General features: G+C 71.9%; 25 protein-coding genes. 9 read left to right on the forward strand and 16 right to left on the reverse strand.

Annotated features, from left to right (window positions below; translation table 11 throughout):
- The first annotated feature begins 67 nt into the window (after positions 1–67).
- Both F4556_RS08360 and F4556_RS08365 read left to right on the forward strand, forming a co-directional pair.
- Positions 68–766 carry a TetR/AcrR family transcriptional regulator gene (locus F4556_RS08360; protein ID WP_184913003.1) on the forward strand — a complete coding sequence of 233 codons (699 nt, stop codon included), beginning with the start codon at positions 68–70 and terminating at the stop codon, positions 764–766.
- Positions 767–2,343: 1,577 nt separating this feature from the next.
- Positions 2,344–3,138, forward strand: coding sequence for a VOC family protein (locus F4556_RS08365; RefSeq protein WP_184913005.1), 795 nt, complete (start codon positions 2,344–2,346; stop codon positions 3,136–3,138).
- Positions 3,139–3,191: 53 nt separating this feature from the next.
- On the opposite strand, the gene F4556_RS08370 is transcribed toward F4556_RS08365, so the two are convergent.
- The 7 genes from F4556_RS08370 to F4556_RS08400 form a co-directional block, all read right to left on the reverse strand.
- Complete coding sequence (locus F4556_RS08370) at positions 3,192–4,754, reverse strand: APC family permease (protein WP_184913006.1); 1,563 nt, start codon at positions 4,752–4,754, stop codon at positions 3,192–3,194.
- A gap of 216 nt (positions 4,755–4,970) precedes the next feature.
- Entirely contained in the window at positions 4,971–5,453 is a 483-nt protein-coding gene (locus F4556_RS08375) for a hypothetical protein (RefSeq protein ID WP_184913008.1), read from the reverse strand.
- A gap of 23 nt (positions 5,454–5,476) precedes the next feature.
- Positions 5,477–7,093, reverse strand: coding sequence for an alpha/beta hydrolase (locus tag F4556_RS08380; protein WP_184913010.1), 1,617 nt, complete (start codon positions 7,091–7,093; stop codon positions 5,477–5,479).
- 4 nt (positions 7,094–7,097) lie between these two features.
- Positions 7,098–7,400, reverse strand: a complete 303-nt coding sequence (locus tag F4556_RS08385) for a WXG100 family type VII secretion target (RefSeq protein ID WP_184913012.1) — start codon at positions 7,398–7,400, stop codon at positions 7,098–7,100.
- A gap of 107 nt (positions 7,401–7,507) precedes the next feature.
- Positions 7,508–8,170 (reverse strand): alpha-ketoglutarate-dependent dioxygenase AlkB family protein, encoded by a 663-nt coding sequence (locus F4556_RS08390; RefSeq protein WP_184913014.1) that lies wholly within the window; start codon positions 8,168–8,170, stop codon positions 7,508–7,510.
- Between the two features lie 70 nt (positions 8,171–8,240).
- Positions 8,241–8,588 (reverse strand): transglycosylase family protein, encoded by a 348-nt coding sequence (locus F4556_RS08395; RefSeq protein WP_184913016.1) that lies wholly within the window; start codon positions 8,586–8,588, stop codon positions 8,241–8,243.
- 140 nt (positions 8,589–8,728) lie between these two features.
- Complete coding sequence (locus tag F4556_RS08400; RefSeq protein ID WP_184913017.1) at positions 8,729–9,496, reverse strand: LysM peptidoglycan-binding domain-containing protein; 768 nt, start codon at positions 9,494–9,496, stop codon at positions 8,729–8,731.
- Positions 9,497–10,085: 589 nt separating this feature from the next.
- Between F4556_RS08400 and F4556_RS08405 the strand changes: the two genes are divergently transcribed.
- Entirely contained in the window at positions 10,086–10,916 is an 831-nt protein-coding gene (locus F4556_RS08405; protein ID WP_184913019.1) for a DUF8842 C-terminal domain-containing protein, read from the forward strand.
- Between the two features lie 195 nt (positions 10,917–11,111).
- Positions 11,112–11,531, forward strand: coding sequence for a hypothetical protein (locus F4556_RS08410; protein ID WP_184925807.1), 420 nt, complete (start codon positions 11,112–11,114; stop codon positions 11,529–11,531).
- Positions 11,532–11,580: 49 nt separating this feature from the next.
- Here the strand turns inward: F4556_RS08410 and der are convergent, their stop codons facing one another.
- Together der and cmk are read right to left on the reverse strand one after the other, a co-directional pair.
- Complete coding sequence (gene der, locus F4556_RS08415) at positions 11,581–13,014, reverse strand: ribosome biogenesis GTPase Der (protein ID WP_184913021.1); 1,434 nt, start codon at positions 13,012–13,014, stop codon at positions 11,581–11,583.
- Between the two features lie 124 nt (positions 13,015–13,138).
- A complete protein-coding gene (gene cmk / locus F4556_RS08420; RefSeq protein ID WP_184913022.1) occupies positions 13,139–13,852 on the reverse strand; it encodes a (d)CMP kinase in 714 nt (237 codons plus the stop codon).
- Between the two features lie 108 nt (positions 13,853–13,960).
- Here cmk and F4556_RS08425 point away from each other — a divergent pair, with 108 nt between their 5' ends.
- Together F4556_RS08425 and F4556_RS08430 are read left to right on the forward strand one after the other, a co-directional pair.
- Complete coding sequence (locus F4556_RS08425) at positions 13,961–14,191, forward strand: hypothetical protein (RefSeq protein ID WP_184913024.1); 231 nt, start codon at positions 13,961–13,963, stop codon at positions 14,189–14,191.
- Positions 14,192–14,400: 209 nt separating this feature from the next.
- Complete coding sequence (locus F4556_RS08430) at positions 14,401–15,204, forward strand: alpha/beta fold hydrolase (RefSeq protein WP_184913025.1); 804 nt, start codon at positions 14,401–14,403, stop codon at positions 15,202–15,204.
- Positions 15,205–15,234: 30 nt separating this feature from the next.
- Here the strand turns inward: F4556_RS08430 and F4556_RS08435 are convergent, their stop codons facing one another.
- The gene (locus tag F4556_RS08435; protein ID WP_184913027.1) at positions 15,235–16,320 is read right to left on the reverse strand and encodes a prephenate dehydrogenase; all 1,086 of its coding nucleotides are present in this window, start codon (positions 16,318–16,320) and stop codon (positions 15,235–15,237) included.
- Positions 16,321–16,542: 222 nt separating this feature from the next.
- On the opposite strand from F4556_RS08435, the gene F4556_RS08440 reads away from it, so the two are divergent.
- From F4556_RS08440 to F4556_RS08450, 3 genes are read left to right on the forward strand one after another with little or no spacing between them, the layout of a single operon-like run.
- Positions 16,543–18,537, forward strand: coding sequence for a DUF4139 domain-containing protein (locus F4556_RS08440; protein ID WP_313068211.1), 1,995 nt, complete (start codon positions 16,543–16,545; stop codon positions 18,535–18,537).
- Positions 18,537–20,081, forward strand: coding sequence for a DUF4139 domain-containing protein (locus F4556_RS08445; protein WP_184913030.1), 1,545 nt, complete (start codon positions 18,537–18,539; stop codon positions 20,079–20,081). The genes F4556_RS08440 and F4556_RS08445 overlap by 1 nt, the downstream gene beginning before the upstream one ends.
- A gap of 58 nt (positions 20,082–20,139) precedes the next feature.
- Positions 20,140–20,502: a DUF952 domain-containing protein gene (locus F4556_RS08450; RefSeq protein ID WP_184913031.1), complete on the forward strand. Its 363-nt coding sequence runs from the start codon at positions 20,140–20,142 to the stop codon at positions 20,500–20,502.
- A gap of 142 nt (positions 20,503–20,644) precedes the next feature.
- Here the strand turns inward: F4556_RS08450 and F4556_RS08455 are convergent, their stop codons facing one another.
- The 6 genes from F4556_RS08455 to F4556_RS08480 all read right to left on the reverse strand — a co-directional run bounded on the left by F4556_RS08455 (position 20,645) and on the right by F4556_RS08480 (position 26,543).
- Complete coding sequence (locus F4556_RS08455; RefSeq protein ID WP_184913033.1) at positions 20,645–21,625, reverse strand: helix-turn-helix domain-containing protein; 981 nt, start codon at positions 21,623–21,625, stop codon at positions 20,645–20,647.
- Between the two features lie 204 nt (positions 21,626–21,829).
- On the reverse strand, positions 21,830–23,206 hold the full coding sequence (locus tag F4556_RS08460) for a pseudouridine synthase (RefSeq protein WP_184913035.1): 1,377 nt from the start codon (positions 23,204–23,206) through the stop codon (positions 21,830–21,832).
- Between the two features lie 55 nt (positions 23,207–23,261).
- Positions 23,262–24,020 (reverse strand): SMC-Scp complex subunit ScpB, encoded by a 759-nt coding sequence (scpB, locus tag F4556_RS08465; RefSeq protein WP_184913037.1) that lies wholly within the window; start codon positions 24,018–24,020, stop codon positions 23,262–23,264.
- Entirely contained in the window at positions 24,017–24,832 is an 816-nt protein-coding gene (locus tag F4556_RS08470) for a segregation and condensation protein A (protein ID WP_184913039.1), read from the reverse strand. The genes scpB and F4556_RS08470 overlap by 4 nt, the downstream gene beginning before the upstream one ends.
- 176 nt (positions 24,833–25,008) lie before the next feature.
- A complete protein-coding gene (locus F4556_RS08475) occupies positions 25,009–25,494 on the reverse strand; it encodes a hypothetical protein (protein ID WP_184924415.1) in 486 nt (161 codons plus the stop codon).
- Complete coding sequence (locus F4556_RS08480) at positions 25,491–26,543, reverse strand: ParA family protein (RefSeq protein ID WP_221504013.1); 1,053 nt, start codon at positions 26,541–26,543, stop codon at positions 25,491–25,493. The genes F4556_RS08475 and F4556_RS08480 overlap by 4 nt, the downstream gene beginning before the upstream one ends.
- Between the last annotated feature and the right edge of the window lie 334 nt (positions 26,544–26,877).

Here is a 26,877-nt window from a genome sequence, read left to right on the forward strand (position 1 = left end):
CCCGGGTCCGGCAAATGAAACTCCGGGGGCCTTCACACGTCAATGCCGTTGTCATAAGGTGACGGGCATGGCCGAACGGGTAGTGGGTGAGCCGGAGCGGAGACGACGCCGGCCGACCAAGCAGGGCACCGTGCTCTCCGCACAGGGCATCGTGGAGACCGCGCTGCGGCTGCTCGGCCAGCACGGCGCCGAAGCCCTCACCGTCCGGCGCCTGGGCGCGGCCCTCGGCGCCGACCCGAGCGCGATCTACCGGTACTTCCACAGCACCGACGACCTGCTGCTGGCCATCACCGACGAGCTGATCGGCCGCGCCCAGCAGGGTTGGCAGCCCACCGGCGACTGGCGGGCCGACCTGCGCGCGATCGGCCTGCGCATCCACAGCGCCTACCAGGCCCACCCGCAGGCCGCCCTGCTCGCCGCCTACCGGACCACCGGCCGGGCGTACGAGATACAGGCGGTGGAGACGATCCTCGGCCTGCTGCGCGACGCCGGCTTCCCCGACCCGGAGGCCGTCCAGCTCTACCACGCCTTCGTCGACCAGGGCCTGGCCTTCGCCGCCCTGGACGCCGCCGTGGACGCCCTCCCCGCCCCGGCCCGAGCCGCCGACTCGGCCGTCTGGCACACCAGTTACGCCCACCTCACCCCCGACACCCACCCCCACATCGCGGCCACCACCCCGCTGCTGATCGCCGAGATGAACCGCAGCGCCTACCCGCTCGCACTCGACCTGCTGCTCTCCTCCTTCGCCGCCCGGCTCGGCCGCTGAGGCCGGGCCGCCGGCGACACGCACTGCTCACCGGGCGAAACGCTCCTGCTCGCCGACGACCGCAAAGACAGCCATGTGGTGATTGAAGACTTCGCCGATCAGACGATCCCGCGGCCTGCTCACTCCAGAGGCACCGAATCAGGTACTCACGGCACGGGCAGCCCGGTCGATCTCCGCCAACTGCTGCCTGGGCTCACCGCAGCCGCTAAACAAGGACTGTTCCCTGCTCATTACTTGACAGCACTGGAAGCCCTGCAAACAGTGCCCGCGGCCCCCGCGACGGTCAATTGGGGTTGCGCCCATTGCGGCGGCTCCGCTCCCCCCGGAAGTTCTGAGCTGAAAGCCCGTGGCCGCGTCTGGAGAGTCTGCTCAGCGTGTGACCTGCACCCCGGGCACCCCCAGGCCTGGTTCCTGGACATACTCACCACCAAGGGAGCACCCGAAACCGCTGCACGGCTCGCAGCCGAGATGGCGGTACGTCAAGGACGGCGGCTGCCGTTCCATTACGAGGCACTGCGGGCTCTTCCCAACCATCTCCCACAGCCCCGGTGGGAGCATATTCCCGCAGACGTTGCCGAAAGGCTGCTCCACTTGGCGCGGCAACAGCAGGAAACGCTGCCAAACCAGCGACCATCGCTGCTACCTCCAGAAGGGCAGGCGGGCGGACTCCTGATGTCCCCGAAGGCGCGTGCCATCCTGGCGCGGCCTCACCCCACCCCGCTGACCGGACTGGAAGTCGAGCAGGCGCTTCAACTCGCACTGCCCACATTGTCCGACAAGGGGCTTTTCATCAGGTCAGTGGGAGAACTCAGGGCTGTCTTCAGCAACCCCCCTGACTGGCTCCTCCAGCTCCACCAAAAGCTCGCCCAGGTGCGCGCAGCCAACTACGCCCGGCAGGTCGGCGAGCATCAGCTGCCTTCTGCGACAGTTCCTCGGCCACAGCGCTCACCTGCCTACATGCCCGAGGTTTCCACCAGCGGAGCGGGATCTCAGCCTCACTCGAATCGTCCCGGCCGGCTTCCAGGGCTTGCTCCCCACGCAGGCATGCTGGTGTCCCCCAAAGCTGCCGCGCTTCTCTCCTGGCCCGCCGCCACACCGCTGAAACCTGGGGTCGTGGCCCGTTCTCTGCAGATCTCTCCTGTAACCGCCGCAAGGCAACGCCTCGACGTGCGGAATGTCGGGGACCTGATCGAGATCTTCCATCGGCCGCCAGCCTGGCTGCTGAGCTTTCACCGGAAACTGACTGCGGAGAGAGCAGCTCTTCAAGCACAGCACCGTGCTGAGCACGTCGGCTCCACGCTGGCGCCGAGCACCTAACTCTGACCGCCCCGATGCCTCCCGGCCGGGTCCGGCACTGCACCGGGCCCGGCCGCCTCGCACGCGGGTGCCGACGGCCCCTAGCTGGACGATCGAGCTTGAAGGGAGCGCCGGCGCGTGATGTGACCTCGCCGCCCGGGCGGAGTTCGAAGCACCCGGGACGCTCACCGCTCACTGACGGCCCGCTGAGCGCGCGGGTGCCGGGCGGCCCTGCTTAGGGTGACGGAGGAGCGCATCCGAGGCAGAGAGAGGTCATGATCATGGCTGCGTACGCTGAAGGAACGCCGTGCTGGACCGACGCGATGTTCGCCGACGTCGAGGGCGCCAAGACCTTCTACAGCGCGGTGCTGGGCTGGACGTTCGGCGAGGCGTCGTCCGAGTTCGGCAACTACACCCAGGCCTACTCCGACGGCAAGGCGGTGGCCGCCGTGGTCCCGCCGATGCCGGGGTCGGAGGGCCACTCCGCCTGGTGCCTGTACCTCGCCTCGCCGGACGTGAAGGCCACCGCGGCGAAGATCAAGGCGGCCGGCGGCACCGTGCTGATGGAGCCGATGCAGGTCGGTGACTTCGGCTCGATGCTGATCGCGGCCGACCCGGGCGGCGCGGTCTTCGGCGTCTGGCAGGGCGGCCAGCACGAGGGCTTCGAGAAGCTCAACGAGCCCGGCGCGTTCAGCTGGGCCGAGGTCTTCACCCGCAAGCCCGCCGAGGTGGACGCCTTCTACCCCGCGGTCTTCCCCTACAAGGTGCAGGCGATGGCGGACCCCCAGATGGACTTCCGCACCTACAACCTGGCGGCCGGCCCCGTCCTGGGCCGGATGGAGATGGGCGAGGACTTCCCGGCCGGCGTGCCGTCCTGGCTGAACGTCTACTTCGCGGTGCCGGACTGCGACGCGGCGGTCGCCAAGGCCACCGAGCTCGGCGGCAAGCTCCAGTTCGGCCCGATGGACAGCCCGTTCGGCCGGTTCGCCGCGCTGACGGACCCGCAGGGCGCCAACTTCTCCGTCATCGACCTGGCCCGCACCGAGGGCCCGATGCCGACGCTCACGGACGTCTGACGGTACGACGAAGGCGGCCACCCCGTACGGGATGGCCGCCTTCCGCATGTCCGCTACTCCGGCAGCACCAGCGCCGGGGTCTCCCGGGTGAGCACCTCACCGCGGAAGAAGGCCGGGCTGCGCCGCATCATCACGGCCATCACCACCAGGCCGAGGGCCAGCACGCCGACACCGATCACGAATACCGAGCCGACGCCGAAGACCGAGCTGCCCTGGCCGTAGTCGGGCTTGATCATGTCGCGCAGGCTCTGCGCGAAGATGCCGGCCAGGGTCAGCCCGCCGACCAGCGGGAAGACCACCTTGAGCAGCGCGTCCCGGACCGACCTGCCGAAGTCCCGGCGGAAGTACCAGGCGCAGGCGAAGGCGGTCAGTGAGTAGTAGAAGCAGATCATCAGGGTCAGCGCGGCGATGGTGTCCGAGAGGACGTTCTCGCTGACCAGGGTCATCACGGTGTAGAAGACGCCGGTCCCGACGCCCGCCGTGACGATCGCCCGGCCCGGGGTCCGGTACTTCTCGTTGACCTCGGTGAAGGACGGCGGCAGCGCCTCGTAGACGCTCATCGCCAGCACCGTCCGGCTGACCGGGATGAAGGTGGTCTGCAGGCTGGCGGCCGCCGAGGCGAGCACCGCGACGAACAGCAGGATGCCCAGCGTCGGCCCCATCACCGGACCGGCCAGCGCGGCGAAGACGTTCGAGGAGGTCTCCTTGTTGCCCAGCCCGGTGCCGGTGCTGCCGACGCCCGCGTACATCTGGACGGCGACGGCGGTGAACAGGTACGAGCCGACCAGCACGACCATCGCCAGCACGGCGGCCCGGCCCGGGGTCTTCTCGCTGCCGCCGGTCTCCTCGTTGGCGCTCAGGCAGGCGTCCCAGCCCCAGTACATGAAGAGCGAGAGCGACAGGCCGGCCACGAAGGCGGAGAACGAGTCGGCCTGGAACGGGTCGAGCCAGCTCCAGGAGAAGTCCAGCGAGCCCGGCGCGTCACCGGCGACCGCCTTGCCGATCGCCATCACCGCGAAGACGCCGAGCACCGCGAGCTGCAGCCCCACCAGGGCGTACTGCACGCCCTTGGTGGCCGTCATGCCCCGGTAGCTGATCGCCGTCGCCAGCGCGATCAGCGTCAGGCAGGTCAGGACGTGCACCAGCTTGTCGTCGTTCAGCCCGGTGATCCACTCGCTGCCGGTGGCCTCGCCGAGCAGCAGGTAGAAGTACTCCGTGGCCACCCCCGCGAGATTCGACAGCACGATGATGGTGGCCACCACCAGCCCCCAGCCGCACATCCAGCCGACGTGCGGCCCGAAGGCCTTGACCGTCCAGGTGAAGGAGGTGCCACTGTCCGGGACGGCCTTGTTGAGTTCCCGGTACGCGAACGCCACCAGCATCATCGGCAGGAAGCCGGCCAGGAAGAGCGCGGGCATCTGCAGCCCGACCGCCGCCACCGTGGTGCCGAGCGTGGTGGTCAGGCAGTAGACCGGGGCCACCGTCGAGACGCCGATGACGGAGTTCCCGAGCAGGCCGACCGAGTTGCTGTTGAGGCCCTTGGAGCGGACACCGTCGTTGGCGTCCGCTCCGGCCGCCGGAGCGGCGGCCTTCGGGCGGGAGTCGAGCTGAACCATGCTCGAACCGTACGTTGAACTGTTTCCGCAGCTCAGAGGCTTATGGGTGACGAACCGTGACATGGATCAAGCGGGCAAATTCCGCCATTCACCAAAGATTGCTCAGCGTTAACGCAATATTGCCTTGTAATCCGAGGCGCATGTCATGATCGCCGGTGCAACGAAACCCGCACCGTTACCGAAAACGCCCCGGTCGCGACACCTGTGTGATCTGCCTCACGAAGCCGGCGGCTGGAAGCAGGAGGCACTGACCCGGAAGATGATCCGATTCATCGGACGGAACGACTGCGCCCACACCGCGACGGTCTTCTCCGGATTCTTGCCCCAGACCTCGTGGTCCACCTTGCTCGCGTCCCACTGGTCGCCGAGACCACCCCAGCCCTCGTCCTTGAGCCACTTCTGCAGGCGCTCGACCGCCGGATTCAGCTCAGCCGCGTCCAGGTCGTCCACCTGCCAGAAGTGGATGGCGTCCCGGGCGCCCTTGGGGCCACCGTGGTCCTCGCAGCCGGAGAAGTTGACGGTCTCGCTCTGGCCGAGCCGGCCCTTCACCCCCAGCGCCTGGTACGCCCGGTCGGAGGCCTGCTTGAGCTCTGCCCTGATCTGGTCCTCGGTGGCGATGCGCAACGACTTGTCCTTCGTGGAGTCCGCGGTGAGCCCGCAGGAGGTCAGCAGGGTCAGTGCCAGGACGGCGGTGGCCACCGTCCCGAATCTCGTCAGGATGCTCAATTCTCCAGGCCGACCTTGTCGTAGTTGCCGGTGATGATCGCGGCCTGGTTGCCCAACGCACTGTGCGGCTTGCCGTTGTTGTTCCAGTACTCGCTGTGGCCGTGGTTCCCGTCGGTGGTGATCCGATTGGCCCCGAAGTCGTCCGAGGTCGGCGTGTTGGGGAAGTCGAACCAGCCACCCCGGCCGTGCTTGAGCACCCCGAGATTCGGGACCGGGTCGCCGTCCGCCTCGGCCGCCCAGACGTGCTTGGGGTCGATGTTCAGGTCCTTGGCGTGCTGGACGTGCATGCCCGGACTGCCCGCGACGATGATCTCGTCCGCCGCCAGACCGTTCCCGTTCTTCGCCGCTTCTCCGACCACGACCGAACCATAGCTGTGGCCGATCACCGAGGTGTGGCGCGGACCGCCGTCGTGCGTGACACCGAGGCTGTCCACGTACCGGTCCAGCTTGGGAGCGCCGTCCTCCGCGTAGTTGTCGAAGGGGGCGTCCTTCACCACCGAGTCGGGCGCGTCGTAGCCCAGCCACATGATCGTGGCGGTGTCCCCGGGCTTGCCGTACTGGTCCGACGCCGCCTGCAGGTCCTTCATCCGGTTCAGGTCGCCGCCGATCCCGTCCAACTCGGCCGTGGTGCCCGGGATGTAGACGGCGGTGTTCTTCGCGGTGTCCGGGTTGCCGAAGGCCACGATCGCCTGGCCGTCGTCCTTCGGGTCCAGCCCGAGCAGCAGCACCTCGGGGCCCTTCGGGTCACGATCCTCGGACTCCAGCCGGTCGCGGAGCTTCTGCAGTGCCCCGAGCCGCTTCCGGCCGTCCTCGGAGGTGTCGTTCCTGGCCAGGTCCAACTGCTGCTCCAGCTGGGCCCGGTTGGCCACGTCCCGGACGTGGCTCGGGATGCCGTTCCGGTTGCCGACCTCGGCCGGGTAGAGCGCCAGGTACTCGCGCTGCTGCGCCTGGGTCAGCGAGTTCCACCACTTGGCGTTGTCCGCCGGGTTGTCGTGGTTCGGCACCACCGAGGCCAGCCCGAGCGAGGACCGCATCCCGGCCACGTCGTTGGCGACCTCCGCCTGGGCCTTGGCGCTGTCGGCGTTGACCACGTCACCGTTCAACTGGCCCAGCGAGGCGGCTCCGTCGGCGCTGGCCTGCTCGGCCTTGCGCACCGCCTCCTCGATCCGCTGCCTGAACTCGCCCAGCCGGGCGTTCTGCTGACGGTTGATCTCCTGCGCGTCCGGGTCGTGCCGCTCCACCGGGTCCAGCTGCGGCCCGGTGACCCAACCGTCGTCGTCCACCCGGTAGTTGTTGCCCTCCGCCTCCGAGACGGCGGCCCGCAGCTCCTGCTGGGCGGCGGACATCCGCTGGTGCACGGTGTCGATGGTGACCGCGATCGCCATCGCCTCGGCGTTCACGATGCCGAGCTGCTCCTCGGCCCGCTCCAGCTTCCCGTACGCCGCGTTGGCGTCGTCGCCGGCCCAGCCCGACCGGCGCAGCGCGCCGGACACCTGACCGCGGTGACGTGACTGGGCGTCACCGCTGCCCTCGCCGAGCTTGCGCCAGGAGGCCGCGGCGGCCTCCAGGTCACCGAAGTTCTGCTTCATCAGGAGCGCGTAGCTGCTGGCCATCCGACTAGCCCACCCGAGTCATCGAGGCGGCCACCAGCTGATCGGTGCCGCGGTGCTGTCCGGCCGTGCTGCGCAGCGCTTCCGCGTTGTCGTCCATCGACCGGTGCAGATCGGTCAGCGCCTTGCGCCAGCTGTCCGCGACCTGGCCCAGCTGGGCGGAGACCGACCAGCCCGCGGTGGAGGAGGAGGCCTCGTCGGCGTCCTTGACCGCCCGGTCGGAGACCGGCCTGAGTTCGCCGTTGAGGTCGGTGACCACCTTGGCCGCGCTGTCCAGCTCCGCTGGATCCACGTTCAGTTGCGATGACAAGGTTCCGCCCCCACGAATCGGCCGCTCTCGGTCAACTGTCGGCGACACCCTAGTGAATGAGACCCTCCGCAAGCGATCCCTGTCGATGAACCGTCACCGACCCGGCACTAAACCAAGCCGGACTGACGGATCGTGATATTCAGCCGCCCGACCAGACCGAGCGCCGGATCGGCCGTCCTCGGGTGGGTGCGCGGCACCCCGTGGTACGCGAAACGCATCGGGCCGCCGAAGACCAGCAGGTCGCCGCTGCGCAGTTCGAGGTCGGTCCACGGCCTGGTCCTGGTCTCGGTGTTGCCGAGCCGGAAGACGCAGCCGTCACCGATCGAGAGCGAGACCACCGGCGCGTCGACCCGCTCGTCCTTGTCCTGGTGCAGCCCCATGTGCGCACCGTGCGCGTAGTGGTTCACCACCCCGATGTCCGGCCGGTAGTCGGCCGTGCCCGCGATCCCGGTCGGCTCGGGCCCGTACGCGTCGGCCAGCGCCCGCCGGGCCAGCTCGCCCAGCACCGGCGGGAACGGCTTGACCGGCGAACCGTCGCCGTCCTCCACCGTCCGGACGTAGCGGTACGGGTACCAGTGCCAGCCCAGCGAGAGCGAGCGGACCGACATCTCGCCCCCGTTCGGCATCCGTACGGTCCGCATCCCGGCCGGCGGGCGGGCCCACTCCCGGCAGGCCGCGACCAGCTCGCGCTGCTCGGCGGGGCTCAGCCAGTCCGGCAGGTGCACCACCCCCGGCGCGGGGTCGGCCCGCTCGCGCGGGAAGAGTTCCATGCCTCCATCCTGGCAGCCGACGCCGACGGGCCGGCCGGTGCCGACACAGTCCCGCCCCGACCCCGCCAGGTCAGCGGAGCAGGCCGAGCTCCCGGGCGCAGTGCCCCCACGCCCCCCAGCCCTGCTGCCGGCGGATCTCCTCCGCCACGGTGATCTGGTGCCGGCGCGGTGCCCGGTCCGGCCGGTCGGCGAACCGGAGGCCGCCCGCCTCCTGCCAGCTCGGCGGCCAGATCTGCAGCCCGCCGTAGAAGCCGTTGCCGGTGTCGGCGTGCCAGTCGCCGTCGCTCTCGCAGCGGGCCAGCCGCTCCCAGGTGGCGTCCGGCACAGAGCCGGCGGCAGCGGCGGGCACGGTGACCGGCACCAGGACGGCGGCGGTCAGCAGAGCGGTGGCGAGGGTCGGCAGCAGTATCGGTCGCATGGCCTCATGAAGGCACGGCCCCGGCCGCCCGGCACCACGGCCGGTCCGTCCGGACGACAACGCGCGACGGCCGCCCCCTCCACGAAGGAGGGGACGGCCGTAGGTGACGCGCGGTCGGCTCGGTGAGCCTCAGGCGGCGATCAGAGCGAGATGACCTGGCCCGGGAAGATCAGGTCCGGGTTGCCACCGAGGACGGAGGCGTTGTTGCTGTAGACCGTCTTCCAGTCCAGGCCCTTGTCGGCGGCGATCTTGCTCAGGGTGTCGCCGCTCTTGATGGTGTAGTTGCCACCGTTGGACTTGGCCGCGGGGGCCTTGGTCTCGGCCTTGGGGGTGGCGGCCTTCGGGGCAGCGGCCTTGGTCTCGACCTTCGGCGCGGCAGCCTTCGGGGCGGCGGCGGCCTTGGTCTCGGCCTTCGGGGCGGCCGTGGCGGTGCTCTTCGGCGCCTGGGCGCGGGTCTCGGAGCGCGAGGCCTTGTTGGAGGAGCTGGTGCCCGCCGAGGTGTCGACGTCGGCGGCGGCGCCGCCCTTGGTCAGACCGGCCTTGACGGAGCAGACCGGCCAGGCGCCGGGGCCCTGCGAGGCGAGCACCTTCTCGGCGACGGCGATCTGCTGAGCCTTGCTGGCCTGGTTGGCCTGCGGGGCGTAGGAGGTGCCACCGAAGGCGGCCCAGGTGCTGGAGGTGAACTGCAGGCCACCGTAGAAGCCGTTGCCGTTGGCAATGCTCCAGTCGCCGGTGGACTCGCACTGCGCGACCTTGTCCCAGGTGGAGACGGAGGCAGCGGAGGCCGAGTTGGCCGTGACGAGGCCGGCCACGGGCAGGACGGCAACGGCGCCGCCCATGACAGCCAGTCGAACGCGGTTGCGCTTGACGGCGGTGGTGGCAGCGGCGGTCTCGTTACGGAAGGTCATGAGTATCCTCTCGACAATCCCGGGCAGGCATGCGGAACCAAGCCCCGGAAGAGCGTGATTTCGTCTGCCGCGTCCGCAAGACGGCCGTGCACGTCTCTGAAACGACGTGCGCGCCGCCCCGGCAACCTCCCGCACACCTGCGCCGCCCTTACGGACGAGTCACGCTGGTGGGCACCTGCCGCACCGGTGGGAACCGGCGGGCCGTGCACCGGGAGGTGAACCCGGGTAGTGCTCGTTGCACTGGTTACGAAGCTACGAGCCGGATAAGCCTGCGCCAAACGTTTTCGGGTTTCCCCAGCTCAGCCGACCGTTACCGGCAGTAAAGATCAAGCTAATGTGGGCCTAATGTCCGCTTTGGGCATCATTTCCATGATCAAACCTCGCTCCCCGGTGGCCTGGGTCACCTTCGAGGCTCTGTGACCTCGCGCACAATGTCGACAGATTGCGACCAGTGCTCTACCCGGCGCAGTCGAAATGGCGGCAAATCCCGTCACGATCACACGGACCCGTGACCCCAGCCACAACGGCCCGTTGGTAATGGCGATCGGGTGTGCCCGCGCCACCCCCACGACCAACCGAGGAGTCCTCCGTGCCGCGCATGCTCGAAGTCAGCGACGAGGTCCGCGCCGAGATCGGCGACGACGAAGCAGACAGCCTGCTCGCCGGCGCCCACGCGCCCGACAGCTACGACTGCACCTCCTGCCGGACCCCCGGCGACTCCAGCCGGGAGGCCACCAGCACGGTGCTCTTCGTCGCCGACGAGACGGCGGTGCTCGCCTTCGCCCACTCCCGCTGCATCCCCTCCCAGGTGGTCCCGGTCTCCGAGGAGCAGCTGGCCGGCGCCGTCCGCAGCATCAGCCAGTCCCAGCCCCCGGCCGCCGCCCTCCCCACCCCCGCACCGGCCCCGGCCGCGCCGGCCTCCGGGCAGCCCTCGGTCTCCAGCACCGGGCAGCCCGCCGTCCTCGGCATCACCTGCGGACTGGTGCTCTGCGGCGACACCGGCCACGCCGCCCTGGTGATCGAGCCGACCGGCCCGGTCGGCCGCCCCGGTAACACCAGCGGCCAGGACGAGTTCCTCGACCTGCTCACCGAGCAGGGCTTCCAGTTCGTCGAGGACGTCAACAAGGCCCCCGCCCCGCTCCCCGGCTGGTCGGTCCTGATGGCGATGGGCCAGCTGCACGCGATCCTGCACCCCACCCCCGCCGGCACCAACGCCGCCTGGTGGCAGGCCCACCAGCCCCTCCAGGTCACCGAAGCCTGGCGCTCTGCCGCCCGCCAGCTCTCCGCCGTCACCATGTATGCCGCCCCGGCCGGCACCATCGGCCGCCAGCCCCGCGAAGACCTCCTCCGCCAGGCCCTCGACCGCGCCACCACCCGCGGCGTCCTGGTCGCCGCCTCCCTCCCCCTCGCCGGCACCTGAGAGGCACACGCTTAGGAAGGCAGGGGCTCGGGGAACGGCGACGCCGACCTCAAAAAAGGTCACCCGTACGTAAGTGGTCAGGCACTTTCGCAGTGATACCCGCCCGCCACGAACCGTCGCCGTTCCCCGAGCCCCCGCCTTCCGAAGCATCTGCCCGAGCCGCATCCCCTGCCACTCTCACTCGTTGGGTCCTACGTGTACAGCTACGAGGTCGCCGCCGCCCACCGCCAGCCCACGAGCCGTCCCATCCCGGGCATGCGCCCGTCGTACGACGCGGAGAACCCCACCTCGCCGACGCCGATCTACGACGCGCTGTACTCGGAGTACCGCCGCCTCTTCCGGGCCCTGCCCGGCGACCGCGCCGGCGAGGAGGACCTCCGCTTCACCGGCTTCGCCACCCGTGACCCGTACGCCGCCGGGCGGACCGAGCAGTACCCGCCGCAGCAGCAGACCTTCCACACCTACCCGGGTCACGCCCAGGGCACCCCGCAGTTCATGCCGGCCCAGTCCGCCAGCCCCACCACCGGCCAGGGCTGGGTGGCCACCGGCTACCTCTCCCCGGCGGTGGGCGGCCGCCACCGCAGCATGCTCTCGCTGCCCCCGGCCCAGTACTGAGACATGCGGAAGGGGCCAGGCAATCCGCCTGGCCCCTTCCGCATGTCCACTACTTCGTGCGCTTGCGCTTCTCCCGCACCCGCACGGAGATCGAGATCGGCGTCCCGACGAACCCGAACTCCTCCCGCAGGCGGCGCTCGACGAAGCGGCGGTACCCCGCCTCCAGGAAGCCGGAGGCGAACAGCACGAACCGCGGCGGCTTGACGCCCGCCTGGGTGCCGAACAGGATGCGCGGCTGCTTGCCACCCCGGATCGGGTGCGGGTGGCCGGCCACCAGCTCGCCGAGGAAGGCGTTCAGCCGGGCGGTGGAGATCCGGGTCTCCCAGCCCGCCAGCGCGGTCTCGATCGCCGGGACGAGCTTCTCCATGTGGCGGCCGGTCTTCGCCGAGACGTTGACCCGGGGCGCCCACTGGACCTGGACGAGGTCCTTCTCGATCTCGCGCTCGAGGTAATAGCGGCGCTCTTCGTCGATCTGGTCCCACTTGTTGTACGCGATCACGACGGCCCGGCCGGCCTCGACGGCCATCGAGATGATCCGGGTGTCCTGCTCGGCGAGGGTCTCGCTGGCGTCCACCAGGACCACCGCGACCTCGGCCTTCTCCAGCGCGGCGGAGGTGCGCAGCGAGGCGTAGAAGTCCGCGCCCGCGGTCAGGTGCACCCGGCGGCGGATACCGGCGGTGTCGACGAACTTCCAGGTCTTGCCGCCGAGTTCGATCATCTCGTCGACCGGGTCACGGGTGGTGCCGGCCAGCTCGTTGACGACCACCCGCTCCTCGCCGGCGACCTTGTTCAGCAGGCTGGACTTGCCGACGTTCGGCCGGCCGATCAGCGCCACCCGGCGGGGGCCGCCGGTCGGGACGCCGAAGGTCTGCGGCGGGGCGTCCGGCAGGGCGGCCATCACGGCGTCCAGCAGGTCGCCGGAGCCGCGGCCGTGCAGGGCCGAGACGGGGTACGGCTCGCCCAGGCCGAGCGACCAGAGGTAGGTGGCCTCGACCTCGGTGGACTGGCCGTCCACCTTGTTGGCGCACAGCACGGTGGGCTTGCCGGCCCGCCGGATGATCTTGATCAGGGCCTCGTCGGTGTCGGTGGCCCCGACGTTGGCGTCCACCACGAAGAGCACCGCGTCGGCGGTCTCGATGCCGAGCTCGGCCTGCGCGGCGACCATCGCGTCCAGACCCAGGACGTCGATCTCCCAGCCACCGGTGTCCAGCACCTTGAACCGGCGGCCGTTCCAGGTCGCCTCGTAGCTGACCCGGTCCCGGGTGACGCCGGGCTTGTCCTCGACGACCGCCTCGCGGCGGCCGATGATGCGGTTCACCAGGGTCGACTTGCCGACGTTGGGCCGGCCGACCACGGCCAGCACCGGCATCGGGCCCTCGTTCAGGCCCTCGAGGTCCTCGCCCTCGAAGCCCTCCTCGGCGGCCAGCGCCAGGAACTCCGCGTAGTCGGCGTCGTCCAGCGCGCCGTTGGTGTCGTTCGTCATGCTTCCGTACTTCCGTTTCCCGGCCCGTCCCTTCCCAGGGATGCGCCGTGCGTACCTGCCCCGAGGGGGCAGCGCGGTGCGAGCCGCCGGTTCGTTCCGGCGGACGCGAGAGTGTGGGCGGTCGTCAGACCGCGGAGAGCCCGGCCCGCTGCTCGACCAGGCCGGAGATGGTGTCGATCACCTGCTCCAGCGTCAGCTCGCTGGTGTCCACCAGGACGGCGTCGGCGGCCTGGGTGAGCGGGGCGGTCTCCCGGGAGGAGTCGGCCGCGTCCCGGCGGGCCAGGTCGGCGGCCATCGCGGTGATGGTCGCCTCGTCCAGGCCCTTGGCCCGCAGCTCGGCGGCCCGGCGCTCGGCGCGCGCGGTCTCCGAGGCGGTCAGGAAGACCTTGACGGTGGCGTCCGGGAACACCACCGAGCCCATGTCCCGGCCCTCGGCGACGATGCCGCGTTCGGCCACCTCGGCGCAGCCGCGCTGGAGCTCGACCAGCCGGGCCCGCACCTGCGGGACGGCGGCGACCGCGCTGACCTGCGAGGTGACCTGCTGACCGCGGATCGGTCCGGAGACGTCCTGGCCGTCCACCGTGATGGTCGGCCCGGCGGCGTCCGTACCGGAGACGATCACCGGCTTGCCGCAGGCGACGGCCACCGCGTCGGCGTCGTCGACGTCGACCTCGTTGGCCAGCATCCACCAGGTCATCGCGCGGTACATCGCGCCGGTGTCCAGGAAGCTCAGCCCGAGCCGGGCGGCGACCGCCCGGGAGACGGTCGACTTGCCGGAGCCGGAAGGTCCGTCGATGGCGACGACGACCGGGGCGTTCGCTCGGTCGGCAGTGTCCACGGGGCGAACCTCTCTACTGAATCTGGGCAGGGACTACACCAAGGTTAGTCGACCCGCGCCGTAGTCCCGGCCGGGTGACCGCCGGGGCCCGCTCTCGTTGGACCGGCCATGAACCGAATGATCACCGGCGCCGTCCTCGCCCTCGCCGCCCTGACCGCCGCCACCGGCCCCGGCCACGCCGCGAGCAACAACACCATCGGCGACGTCGCCCAGGCCCCGGGCGGCTGGAGCCTCACCACCAGCGCCGTCTGCTCCCCCGAGGTGGCGGCCGTCCCCCTGGTCGGCGACGTGGTGGCCGACCACTCCACCACCTGCGCCGAAGCCCGGCCCACCAGCTGACCCCACCCTCCGACCCCCAGCTGACCCCCGAAAATCAAGCTGCCCCCCACCACCCGCCCTCCGGCCATCCCCCCTCGCTACCCTCCGGCCACCCCCCGAAAATCAATACGTTTGTATTAGACGGAGGTCTTGGACAAGAGTCTTGGACAAACGTATGTATCTCCCCTAGAGTTGAAGTCGTCCGAGACCGATCGAGGAGGAGCCACCCCATGCCCATGACCGTGATCGAGACCACCACCCCCGCCCGCACCGAGCTGGACCTCGCGGGCCGCCGCCTGTCCTACCTCGACTTCGGCGGACCCGGCCGGCCGCTGCTCGCCCTGCACGGGCACGTGTCGGAGGGCCACAGCTTCGCCGCGGTGGCGCGGGAGCTGGGGCCGGAGTGGCGGGTGATCGCGCCGGACCAGCGCGGGCACGGCGACTCGGACCGGACGGACGAGTACAGCCGGGAGGGCTACCTGGCCGACGCGGTGGCACTGCTGCGGCACCTCGACCTCGGTCCGGTCCCGGTGCTCGGGCACTCCGGCGGCGGCATCACGGCGTACCAGCTGGCGGCCAGGCACCCCGAGCTGGTCAGTGCCGTGGTCAACGAGGAGGGGCCGGCCGAGCTGCCGGCCGGGCCGAGCCCGCTGGCCTTCGTCCTGAAGATGCCGTGGACGGCGCCGACCCGGGAGGAGCTGGTCGCCGCACTCGGCCCGTTGGCCCCGATGGTCGGCCACCGGCTCCGTGAGCTCCCGTACGGCGGCTGGCGGCTGCCGTTCCACCCGGCGGACACCGTGCGCTCCGAGGAGCAGGTGCGCGGCGACCACTGGGCCGACTGGCTCGGCAGCGACTGCCCGGCCCTGCTGGTGCGCGGCAACCGGTTCCCGTGCCTGTCCGAGGAGCAGGCCACCGCGATGGCCGAGCGCCGCCCCGGCACCCGGCTGGTCACGCTGGAGACCGACCACTTCGTGCACGAGGGCGACCCGGCCGGCTTCACGGCGGCGGTCCGGGAGTTCCTCCGCGCGCTGTGAGCCGTGCCGGGCCGGGCCCCTGACGGTGGGTCAGTCCCGGACGCTCCAGCCCTGCGCCCGCAGCGCGACGGTGAGCCGCTTGACCGCCGACGGCGCGACCGCGAGCTGGACGAAGCCGACCTGCTGTCCCGAGGAGTGCTCGATGACCACGTCCTCGATGTTCACCCCGAGCTGGCCGACCTCGCCGAACAGGCGTCCCAGCTCGCCCGGCTGGTCGCCCAGCACCACGGCGACCGTCTCGTACCGGGTGGGCGGGGCGCCGTGCTTGCCCGGGATCCGGGCCTGGCCGGTGTTGCCCCGGCGCATCACGGCCTCGATCCCGGCCGCTCCGGCCCGCCGTTCGCCCTCGTCGTTGGCCTGCAGGGCGCGCAGCGCGGTGACCGTGTCGGTCAGGTCGCCCGCCAGCTCCTCCAGGATCTCGGCCACCACACCGGCGTTGGCGGACAGGATGTCCACCCACATCGCGGGGTTGGAGGCGGCGATCCGGGTGACGTCCCGGACGCCCTGGCCGGAGAGCCTTATGGCGGTCTCGTCCGCGTGCTCCAGCCGGGCGGCGACCAGCGAGGAGAACAGCTGCGGCGCGTGCGAGACCAGCGCGACCGCGCGGTCGTGCGCGGCGGCGTCCATCACGATCGGCATCGCCCCGCAGAGCGCGACCAGCTCCAGCGCCGCGTTCAGCGTCTCGGTGTCGGTGTCCGCGGTCGGGGTGAGCACCCACGGGCGGCCCTCGAACAGGTCGGCCCTGGCCGCCAGCGGCCCCGAGCGCTCCCGGCCGGCCATCGGGTGGCTGCCGATGTAGTTCACGGTGTCGCAGCCGAGCGCGGTCACCTCGTTGCTCGGCCCGGCCTTCACGCTGGCCACGTCGGTGTACCAGCGGGCCAGGCCCCGGCGCTGACAGTCCGCCAGCACCTTCCCCACCAGCGCGGGCGGCACCGCGATGATCGCCAGGTCCACCGGCCCGTCCGGCACCTCGGTGGTCCCCGCGCCGAGCGACTCCGCCGTCCGGGCGGCGTCCGGGTCGGCGTCCTCCAGATACACGTGCAGCCCACGCCCCGTCAGGGCGAGCGCGGCGGAGGTGCCGATCAGTCCGGTGCCGACTACGGCGACTGTGCGCATGACGGATGCGTCTCCTGAAGGCGGTAGGGCCAGGGTCGGGCCAATCCTCTCGCACCGGAGGCCCCGGCGGCCGCCACCGTCCGGATCTTGTCAGGTCGGGTCCGCCGCCCCACCGCACCCGGCGTGTCGGGCGGCGCGACGCGCGGGCCGCAAAACCGCTGACAGCGTCGGTCCGGCCCGGCAGACTGAGCGACGCTGACCAGGCAGGCGGAAGGGGTCCGAGTGGAGTCGGTACTGGACGAGGTGGTGGTGTACGCCACCGGGGCGCTCTGCCGACGGCGGGCGCACGGGGCGGTACCGGCCGACGGGCAGGTCCGGCTGACCGGGCTGCCCCTGACGCTGGACCCGTCCTCGGTCCGGGCCACCGTGCACGGCGCGGGCTGGCGGGTGACCGAGGCCCGGGTCGAGTACGCGGCCGAACTCCGCACCGACCGGGCGCCGCTGCAGCGCGCCTGGGAGCTGGCCCAGCGGGAGTACGACGCCGCCCGCGACCGCCAGCGCCGCGGCGAGGAGCGGATCGCCGAGCTGACCGCCCTGCGCGCCGTCCCGCCGCCCCGCCGCCGGGACGAGCCGCACCGCCGCACCCCGGCCGACGCCTGGCTGGAGCTGGCCGACTTCGTGGCCGCCCGGCTGACCGTGCTGCAGACCGAGGTGGCCCGGCTGACCGAGCGGACCCGGCTCGCCGAACACACCGTCCAGGTCGCCCGGGACCGGTGGGACTCGGCCGCCGACACCGAGCGCGCCGCCGCCACCACGACCACCGCGACCGTCCTGCTCACCCTCACCCCCGACCTCACCCTCACCCCCGACGGCCCGGCCGCCGAGGCCGTGGACCTGGAGCTGGAGTACGGCGTCCCGGGCGCCCGCTGGGTGCCCACCTACCGCCTGAGCCACCGTCAGGGCGACCCCGGCGGGCAGCTGGTGCTGCGGGCCTCGGTGGCGCAGCGGACGGGCGAGGACTGGACGGGCGTCCGCCTCGGTCTCTCCACCGCCGACCTGCAACGCCGTACCGACCTGCCCAAGCTGCAGTCGGTCCGGATCGGCCGCCGCCAGACCGCCCCGGCCCCGTCCGGCTGGCGGGAGGCCCCGCCCGGTCTCGACGAGCTGTTCACGGGGTACGACGCGGCGGGGCCGCGCCCGCTGCCCCGGTACGCGGGCGGGCCGGGGGGTCCGATCGCGGTCGGGTCCGCCGCCGCCGCGAGCGATGACGACGAGGAGGTGCAGCACCGCAAGAGCGTCTCGCCCCTGCGGGCCCGCGCCTCGATGGCCCGGGACGTCATGCCGCCGGCCCCGGGCGCCGCCCCGCAGGGCTACGGCGGCGCCCCCGCGCCCGCAGCCGCCCCGCCGATGGCCGGCCTGGCCGCCCCGGCCCCGTTCGCACCGGCCGGACCGCCACCACCGCTGCCGGAGCCCGCCCCGCCGCACCCCGGCGCCGGCTGGCTGGACTACGCCGCGCTGACCCTGCGGGGCCCGACCGGCCCGGGCCGGGGACAGCTGTCCCCCGCGCCCCGGCAGCACCGCGCGGCGCCCGCCCCGACCGCCGCGCTCCCCCCGCACACCGTTCCGCCTCGCCGCTCGGCCGGCTCCTTCGACCAGCGCTTCGACACCGCCGCCCGGGTCGACCTGCCCTCGGACGGCGGCTGGCACACCGTCACCATCGGCGAGATCCCGCTCTCGGTGGAGCCGGAGTACGTCTGCGTGCCCTCGGTCGAGGAGACCGTCTACGGCACGCTGCTGCTCACCAACTCCACCGACCGGGCGCTGCTGGCCGGGCCGGTCGAGGTTTCGGTGGACGGCGACTTCCTGCGCACCGCCGCACTGCCCACGCTGGCCCCCGGCGCCACCGGGCGGCTCGGGCTCGGGGTGGCCGAGGGCGTCCGGGTGGCCCGCCGCACCGAGCTGCACGAGTCCACGGCGGGGCTGCGCAACAACACCCTGGTGCTCGACCACCGGGTCCACCTGGAGCTGGCCAACCGGCTGGCCAGGCCGGTCACCGTCGAGGTCCGCGAGCGGGTGCCGGTGACCGCCGAGCCGGACGTCAGGATCCAGGAACGGCCCGGCTGGTCCGCCCCTGACGAAGCGTCCGAGGACTACCCGCCCGGCACCCGGCTCCGGCGGGTCGACCTGCCCGCCCACGGCCGGGCCGAACTGGACGGCGGCTACGAGATCCGCATCCCCGCCGCCCAGACCCTGCACGGCGGAGACCGGAGGAACTGATGACCACCACGACCCCGCTCCCCGTCACCGCCGTCACCTGCCTGGAGGACCGGGCCCTGGTCGAACGCTCCGTCGAGCTCGACCTCGCGCCCGGCGTCCAGCGGCTGCGCCTCGGCCCGGTCACCGCGCTGGCCGCCGACCTCACGCTGCGCGCCGAACTCTCCACCGGCAGCGTGCTGGACACCCGGATCACCCGGATCTGGACCCCGCCCGCACCCGAGCCGCCCGGCGACCAGGACTCCGAGCTCCGGCACCGGGTGCACGCGCTGGAACAGGAGCAGGCCGAGCTGGGCGCCGAACGGCTCCGGCTGACCGCCCGGCTGGCCCTGCTCGGCCAGCTCGCCACCGATCTGCTCCGGGAGATCGCCGAGGGCGCCGGGCAGGGCGAGACCGAACCGGCCCGCTGGACCCGCGAGCTGGACCGGGTGGACGCCGAGCGCGAGGAGTACGGCGAGCGGCTGCGCGCCACCGACGCCCGGCTGATCATCGCCGAGGAGGACCACGCCCGGGCAGAGGCGGCGGTGGAGCTGAGCGAGCGGGAGCAGCCCGAGCTGCTCGGCTTCCTGGAGCTGACCGTCGACTCCCCCGGCGGCCCGAACCGACTGACCGTCAGCCACCTCACCCCGTGCGCCCTCTGGCGCCCCGCCTACCGGGCCACCCTGGCCGAGGACGGGGCACTCACCCTGGAGACCGAGGCGGTGGTCTGGCAGGCCACCGGCGAGGACTGGTCCGGAGTCGAGCTCACCCTCTCCACCGCCCGCTCCGCCCTCGCGGGCGAGCCGCCCCGGCTCACCGAGGACGTCCTGACGCTCCGTCCGCGCACCACTGAGGAGCGCCGCACCGTCGAGGTCGAACTGCGCGAGCAGGCGATCGGCTCCACCGGACCGGCCACCGACGGCCTGCCCGGAGTGGACGACGGCGGCGAGGTCCGGGTGCTGCGCGCCCCCGCCCCCGCCCGGATCCCGCGCGACGGCCGCTCGCACCGGGTGCCGCTGACCGTCTTCAGCACCCCCGCCACCAGCGAGTACAGCTGCGCCCCCGAGCTCTCCCCGCTGGTCACCCGGGTCGCCCGGTTCACCAACGCCGCCGGCCACGCCCTGCTGGCCGGCCCGGTCGACCTGGTGCTGGGCAGCGGCTTCACCGGCCGCGCCGAGCTGGAGTTCACCGCCCCGGGCGCCCCCGCCGAGCTCTCCTTCGGCAGCTCCGACGCCTACCGGGTGCTCCGGGAGACCGAGGAGACCCGAAGCAGCGCCGGCGCCCTGTCCTCCCGCACCGTGCAGACCCGGACGGTCCGACTCCACCTGTCCCGCTTCGCCGGTCCGGACGAACACACCGACCAGCCGGTCACCCTCCGGGAGCGGATCCCGGTCTCCGAGGTCGCCGCGGTGGAGGTCCGACTGCGCAAGGAACTCTGCTCCCCCGCCCCCGACGACCTGGACGCCGACGGCATCGCCCGCTGGCAGCTCACCCTCCCGCCGGGCGGCCGACGCACCGTCACCCTGGTCTACGAGGTCTCGGCGACGGCCAAGGTGGCCGGCCTCTGAACCCGGATCACCCGGTCAACTCCGGTGAAATGCCGTCAACTCCGGTAAAAATGGAGCCATGATCTACCATCTCGCACCCCTGGACGACTGGCTGCGCGACCCCGGACGGCCGTACACCGCCGCCTCCCTGCTGACCGACGGCTTCATCCACTGCTCGGCCGACGAGACCACCCTGCTCGCGGTCGCCAACGCCTTCTTCCGGGACACGCGGGATCCCCTGATGGCCCTGCTGATCGAGGAGAAGCTGGTCGAGCCGATGATCAAATGGGAGCCCCCCAACGGCGCACCCCCGGCCGGCGCCACCCCCGGCATCCGCTTCCCCCACATCTACGGCCGCCTCAACCGCACCGCGGTGATCGGCCTGGAGAAGCTCCAACGCGACCCCACCGGCCGCTGGGCCACCCTCCTCCCCTGGAGCTGAGCTTCCGCAGAGCGCCCAGGTGGCACCCGCCAGGGGCTCGGGGAACTGCGACGCCAACCTCAAAAAAGGTGATCCGTACGTAGGCGGTCAGGCACTTTCGCAGTTCCCCGAGCCCCTGGACCGTAGCCGCGGAGCGCCCTGCCTACAGCCACCCCTTCTCGCGCGCCGCCATCCCCGCCTGGAACCGCGTGGTCGCCCCCAGCTGCCGCATCAGCGTCTGCAACCGCCGCTGCGTCGTCCGCGCACTCCACCCCAGCGACCGCGCGATCGACTCGTCGGTGAGCCCCGCCGCCAGCAGCCCGAGCAGCTTGCGCTGGTCGTCCTCAGGCCCGAGCCCGTCGTCGCCGTCCCCGATCGCCGCCTGCAGCGGCACCGCCCGCTCCCACTCCGCCTCGAACAGCCCGTCCAGGGCCTGCAGCAGCGCCGACGGATGGATCACGTACGCGGCGTCCAGCACCGAGTCCCCGACGCTGATCGGGATGATCGCCATCCGGTCGTCGGCCATCATCAGCTTCATCGGGAGCACCGGCCTGACCCGGGCCTCCTCGCCGTCCGCGACGCCGACCAGGATCTCCTTCTCCAGCCGCCCCGGCCAGGCCACCGCCTCCTTGTCGAAAACGGTCCGGAACCGCACCCCGGCCTTGAGCCGCTGCCGCTGCCGCGGCAGGTTGGCCATCGGGTCCTGGATGTACGGCGGGCAGTCGAAGCCGCGGACCTGGTACTGGGCCGTCTCGACCAGGTGCTCCAGCCGCTGGGCGATCGCCTCACCACCCGTCAGGACCTCGACCGAGTGCGCGGGGTCGGTGAACCGGGAGGCCTCCCGGAAGGCGTCCATCAGGCGGTGCATCTCGGCCCGGGCGCTGCGCAGCTGGGCCTCGCGGTGGCCGATCAGGGTGCCGATGGCCACGTCGGGGGCGACCGCGAGGTAGCGCTCCCGGTCCACCGGGGCGCGGGTGATCATGCCCTGCTCGGCCAGCCGGTCGAGCGCGGCATGGCCCTGTTGCAGTGTCAGGCCGCACTGCGTGGCGATCTCGTCCGCCGTCGACTGCGGCGCTATCACCAGAGCCGCGTACACCTGACCGTCTGGCCTTCCCAGGCCGAGCACGCCGAATGAGTCCAGCACCTTGTTCCCTTCCCCCAGCGGCTGCCCTGCGCCACCGCCCCTGGTGGCGCAGATCCGCCATTCGGCGCACCGCTGTCCGCTGGCCATCCTCCGCCACGGATCCCTGACCTGACAAGCCGGATGTGCGCACCCTCACGCAACTCCGCCGGACGCCGGAGGGCCTCCCCGCCATGTGACGGGGAGGCCCTCCGGGGCGGCCGGGTGCTAGAGACCGACCTCGTTCATCAGCTGACCGACCTCGGGGTTGGTCAGGCGGCGCAGCCAGCCCGACTTCTGGTCGCCCAGCGCGATCGGACCGAAGTGGGTCCGGACCAGCTTCTCGACCGGGTAGCCCGCCTCGGCGAGCATCCGCCGCACGATGTGCTTGCGGCCCTCGTGCAGGGTGACCTCGACCAGGTAGTTCTTGCCGACGTTGGAGACCACCTTGAAGCTGTCGGCGCGGGCGTAGCCGTCCTCCAGCTCGATGCCCTTGGCCAGCGTCTTGCCCAGGTCCCGCGGGATCGGGCCCTGGATGGCGGCCAGGTACGTCTTGGTGACGCCGTACCGGGGGTGGGTCAGGCGGTGGGCCAGCTCACCGTGGTTGGTGAGCAGGATGATGCCCTCGGTCTCGGTGTCCAGGCGGCCCACGTGGAACAGCCGGGTCTCCCGGTTGGTCACGTAGTCGCCCAGGCACTGACGGCCGTCCGGGTCCTCCATGGTGGAGACCACGCCGGCCGGCTTGTTCAGCGCGAAGAACAGGAACGACTGGGTGGCGACGGTCAGGCCGTCCACCTTGATCTCGTCGGTCTCCGGCTGGACCCGCTTGCCCTGCTCGGTGACCAGCTGGCCGTTGACCATCACCCGGCCCTGCTCGATCAGCTCCTCGCAGGCCCGCCGGCTGCCCATGCCCGCCCGCGCCAGCACCTTCTGCAGGCGCTCGCCCTCGGCGTTGCCGCCCTGTACGCCCTGGCCCTGCTCGTGCCGGGCCAGCACCGCGTCCTCGATCTTGCCCTGGAGCTCGCGGGTCCGCTGCGGCTGACGCCGCGGGTCGCCCGGGGCACCCTGGCCCTCACGCCGCGGCCGGGGAGCCGGGCTGGGCTTGCGGGCGGCGCTGCCACGGTTCGGGTACGCGTGCGGGCCGCCACCGAACTCGGGGCGGTCGTACTTGCGCTCCTCCGGGCGGAGCGGACGGTCCGGGTACTGCCGATCGTCGCGACGGTCGTCCCGACGGCCGCCACTGTTCGAGGCGCCACCGTACGAGCTGCCGCCACTGCGGCCGCCGCCGTACGACGAACCGCCGCGGGAGTCACCACCGCGCGAGTCGCCACCGCGGCCACCGCCGAAGGAGCCGCCACCGCCGCCACGCCCGTCCCGGCTCCCGCCGTAGGACGAACCGCCGCGGGAGTCGCCACCACGGCCACCGCCCCCGCCGCCGCCGAAGGAGCCGCCGCCGCTGCGACCGCCACCGGAGGCGCCGCCGCTCCGGCCGCCGCCGTACGACGAACCGCCGCGGGAGTCGCCGCCCCGGCCCCCGCCCTGTCCGCCACGGCCCTGGCTCCCGCCACCGCCGCTGCTGTTCCTGCCGTTGCCACTGCTACGCATCAAAATATCCGTACGTCGTGTTCCGTCTGGAAGTGCTCGTCGTGCCCGGCCGACCTCACTGCACTTCCCTGCCGTCCGCACGTGCGGCGGCGACCGCCTCCGCGATCATCGTGCCTTCGAGGGACTCCGCTTCCACGTCGTCGACCTCGGGCAGGAAGGGCGCCAGCTCCGGGAGTTCCTCCAGGCCGCGCAACCCCATCCGTTCCAGGAAGTAGTTCGTCGTCCGATACAGGATTGCACCTGTTTCCGGCTCGGAGCCGGTCTCTTCCACCAGTCCTCGCTGTACCAGGGTACGCATCACGCCGTCACAGTTCACACCACGGACCGCCGAGACCCGGCTGCGCGACACCGGTTGCCGGTACGCGACGACCGCCAGCGTCTCCAGCGCGGCCTGGGTGAGCCGGGCCTGCTGGCCGTCCAGGACGTACCGTTCGACGGCCGCCGCACAGTCGGCCCGGGTGTAGAACCGCCAGCCCCCGGCAACGAACCGCAGGTCGAAGCCCCTGCCCTGGGCGGTGTACTCGGCGGCCAGCTCGCGCAGCGTCCCGGCCACCTCGGCGACCGGGCGGTCCAGCACCGAGGCCAAGTGCCGCTCGGTGGCCGGTTCGTCGACCAGCAGCAGAATTGCCTCCAACTCGGCCCGCAGCGGCACCGCCGGAGGCCCGACGACCGCCTCGGTCACCTCGGCGTCCGGCTCCACCCACTCCTGGCCGTCCTGCACCGCCCCGTAGACGGACTCCTGCCACTCCCCGGCCCGGGACTGCCCCGGGACGCCCAGCGAGCGCCTGGCGGGCCGTGACGGCTCCTCGGTCATGACGGCTCCTTCTCGATCGGCTCCGGCGGGCGGTCGAACTCGTCGGTGACCTCGACCAGCCGGTCGGCCTCGGCCACCCAGCGGACGGTCAGCGCACCCAGCGCCTCGGGCTGGTCGAAGTCCAGCACCCGCTCCCGGTACAGCTCCAACAGCGCCAGGAACCGGGCCACCACCACCAGGGTGTCGTCCCCGGCATCGGCCACCAGCCGACGGAAGTCGGCCTCGCCCAGGGCCCGGAGCAGCTCCACCACCAGGGCCGCCTGCTCCCGGACGCTGACCGGCGGGGCGTGGATGTGGTCGACGTAGACCACCGGCCTGGGCTTGGGCGTCATCGCCTTCGCCGCCAGCCTGGCGAAGCCCTCCAGCCCGATGCTGATCACCACCTCGGGCAGCAGCTCGGCGTGCTGCGGCTCCAGGCCGACGGTCCGCGGCCGCTGCCGCGACTCGGCCGCCCAGCGGTCCGCCAGCACGGCGGCCACCTGCTTGTACGCCCGGTACTGCAACAGCCGGGCGAACAGCAGGTCACGGGCCTCCAGCAGGGCGAGGTCCTCCTCGTCCTCCACCTCGGCGGCGGGCAGCAGCCGGGCCGCCTTCAGGTCGAGCAGGGTGGCGGCCACCACCAGGAAGTCGGTCGCCACGTCCAGGTCCCAGTCCAGGCCCATCGCCCGGATGTGCGCCATGAACTCGTCGGTGATCGTCGACAGCGACAGCTCGGTGATCTCCAGCTTGTGCTTGGCGATCAGCCCCAGCAGCAGGTCGAACGGCCCCTCGAAGTTCTCCAGCCGCACCTGGAAGGCGGTGTGCTCAGCCATCTACGGGTCCAGGTGTCTGCAGGGCATTCGGTTGCACTATCCAGGGGCTCGGGGAACTGCGAGGAGATCTGGCGTTCGGGTCACTGCGAAAGTACCTGACCATCCACGCCGGATCACGTTCCTGGGGCTGGCGTCGCAGTTCCCCGAGCCCCTGGTGGTCCCGCCGGGCGGAAGGCTCAGCGCCCGCGGAGCCTGCGGACCAGGATGCTCGCCTCGCCGCGCTGCTCGAGGTCGGCGAGGACGACGGCGATCGCCTCCCGGACCACCCGGCCGCGGTCGACCGCGAGGCCGTGCTCGCCGCGGAGCACCAGCCGGGCGTGCTCGAGGTCCATCAGTTCCTCGGCGGAGACGTACACGGTGATCTTCTCGTCGTGCCGCTCCCGCCCGCTCGGGCGGCGCGGTGCCCGGCCCCGGGGGCGGGGCCGCCGGGCGGCCTCCCCCGCGGGCTCCTCAGGGGCGTGCTGACGCGGCGTCACCGTGCCCTCGGCGCCGGGAGCGCCCGGCTGGGACTCCGGCCGGGCCTGCGGGACCTCCGCCGCCGGCCCGCCCTTGTCGGTGCTCCGGGCGGTCTCCGTGCGGGGTGCCTCGGGCCGGCTGAGGGACGGCGACAGCGCCATCCCGCCGGTGGTCCGGAACAGCTCGTCGGCACCCGGGAGACTCACTCGGCGGGGCGGCACCGGTCGAGCACCTCCCTGGCGAGCTGGCGGTAGGCGGCGGCGCCGACCGAGTTGGTTGCGTACGTGGTGATCGGCTCGCCCGCCACGGTGGTCTCGGGGAACCTGACGGTCCGTCCGATCACGGTGTGGAAGACGTGCTCGCCGAACGCCTCGACCACCCGGGCCAGCACCTCGCGGCTGTGCACGGTGCGCGAGTCGTACATGGTGGCCAGGATGCCGTCGAGCCGCAGGTCGGGGTTGAGCCGCTCGCAGACCTTCTCGATGGTCTCGGTGAGCAGCGCGACCCCGCGCAGTGCGAAGAACTCGCACTCCAGCGGGACGATGACGCTGTGAGCCGCCGTCAGGGCGTTGACGGTGAGCAGGCCGAGCGAGGGCTGGCAGTCGATGATGACGAAGTCGTAGTCCGGCAGCAGCGGCTTCAACGCCCGTGCCAGCGCCGACTCGCGGGCCACCTCGCTGACCAGCTGGACCTCGGCGGCCGACAGGTCGATGTTCGAGGGCAGCAGGTCCATGCCGGGCACGGCGGTCTTCAGCAGCACCTCATCGGCCGTCAGACCCCGCTCCATCAGCAGGTTGTAGACCGTGACGTCGAGTTCCATCGGGTTGACCCCGAGACCGACCGAGAGCGCGCCCTGCGGGTCGAAGTCGACCAGCAGGACCCGGCGGCCGTACTCGGCCAGCGCGGCGCCCAGGTTGATGGTCGACGTGGTCTTGCCCACGCCGCCCTTCTGGTTGCACATCGCGATGATCTGCGCGGGGCCGTGCTCGGCCAGCGGCGCGGGGATCGGGAAATAGGGCAGCGGGCGACCAGTCGGTCCAACGCGCTCGCGGCGCTGGCGGGCTGCGTCGGGGGCCAGGGTCGCGGCGTACTCCGGGTCTGGTTCGTACTCGGCGTCCGGGTCGTCGTAGGAGCCGTACGCGAAATCGCCGTAGGCCAGGCCGTGTGACGGCAGGTCAGCCTCGTCGGCGGTGGTGGCAGGCGCGGTGTTCTGACGTGCCTCGAAGGTACGGACCGCGACCGAGTGCTCCGCCAGTCCCGGCTGACCACCCCCGGGAGCAAATGTCGACTCATTCACAAGTCGTCTTACCTCCTTGGGCATCCAGGACTGTTGTCGATTCGTCAGCGTGGCAGCATGCCGACGGTTTGCGACTCTAGGCTGTCCGCGGCGTTCGCAGCAACACAATCCACGGTAGTGGGCCGGATGTGTCGGCGGTTGGACCGGTCACTGTCAAGGCTTGTGAGGCCGTACGCACCTAACGTTTCTGCGCCGGGTGACAGCGAGCACATAAATTGACACGGTCACCCGACCATCCCGAATTGTCGACATACGCCAGTTCGAGGGGGTGTCGGGACAGACCGAAGCCCCC

It is taken from the genome of Kitasatospora gansuensis, from assembly GCF_014203705.1.
GTDB classification, from domain to species: domain Bacteria; phylum Actinomycetota; class Actinomycetes; order Streptomycetales; family Streptomycetaceae; genus Kitasatospora; species Kitasatospora gansuensis.

Excerpts from the sequence above, each read along its gene's own strand:
- F4556_RS08360 (WP_184913003.1), top strand. The coding sequence starts at position 68 with ATGGCCGAACGGGTAGTGGGTGAGCCGGAGCGGAGACGACGCCGGCCG.
- F4556_RS08365 (WP_184913005.1), top strand. The coding sequence starts at position 2,344 with ATGGCTGCGTACGCTGAAGGAACGCCGTGCTGGACCGACGCGATGTTC.
- F4556_RS08370 (WP_184913006.1), bottom strand. The coding sequence starts at position 4,754 with ATGGTTCAGCTCGACTCCCGCCCGAAGGCCGCCGCTCCGGCGGCCGGA.
- F4556_RS08380 (WP_184913010.1), bottom strand. The coding sequence starts at position 7,093 with ATGGCCAGCAGCTACGCGCTCCTGATGAAGCAGAACTTCGGTGACCTG.
- F4556_RS08390 (WP_184913014.1), bottom strand. The coding sequence starts at position 8,170 with ATGGAACTCTTCCCGCGCGAGCGGGCCGACCCCGCGCCGGGGGTGGTG.
- F4556_RS08395 (WP_184913016.1), bottom strand. The coding sequence starts at position 8,588 with ATGCGACCGATACTGCTGCCGACCCTCGCCACCGCTCTGCTGACCGCC.
- F4556_RS08400 (WP_184913017.1), bottom strand. The coding sequence starts at position 9,496 with ATGACCTTCCGTAACGAGACCGCCGCTGCCACCACCGCCGTCAAGCGC.
- der (WP_184913021.1), bottom strand. The coding sequence starts at position 13,014 with ATGACGAACGACACCAACGGCGCGCTGGACGACGCCGACTACGCGGAG.
- F4556_RS08425 (WP_184913024.1), top strand. The coding sequence starts at position 13,961 with ATGAACCGAATGATCACCGGCGCCGTCCTCGCCCTCGCCGCCCTGACC.
- F4556_RS08430 (WP_184913025.1), top strand. The coding sequence starts at position 14,401 with ATGCCCATGACCGTGATCGAGACCACCACCCCCGCCCGCACCGAGCTG.
- F4556_RS08435 (WP_184913027.1), bottom strand. The coding sequence starts at position 16,320 with ATGCGCACAGTCGCCGTAGTCGGCACCGGACTGATCGGCACCTCCGCC.
- F4556_RS08445 (WP_184913030.1), top strand. The coding sequence starts at position 18,537 with ATGACCACCACGACCCCGCTCCCCGTCACCGCCGTCACCTGCCTGGAG.
- F4556_RS08450 (WP_184913031.1), top strand. The coding sequence starts at position 20,140 with ATGATCTACCATCTCGCACCCCTGGACGACTGGCTGCGCGACCCCGGA.
- F4556_RS08460 (WP_184913035.1), bottom strand. The coding sequence starts at position 23,206 with ATGCGTAGCAGTGGCAACGGCAGGAACAGCAGCGGCGGTGGCGGGAGC.
- scpB (WP_184913037.1), bottom strand. The coding sequence starts at position 24,020 with ATGACCGAGGAGCCGTCACGGCCCGCCAGGCGCTCGCTGGGCGTCCCG.
- F4556_RS08470 (WP_184913039.1), bottom strand. The coding sequence starts at position 24,832 with ATGGCTGAGCACACCGCCTTCCAGGTGCGGCTGGAGAACTTCGAGGGG.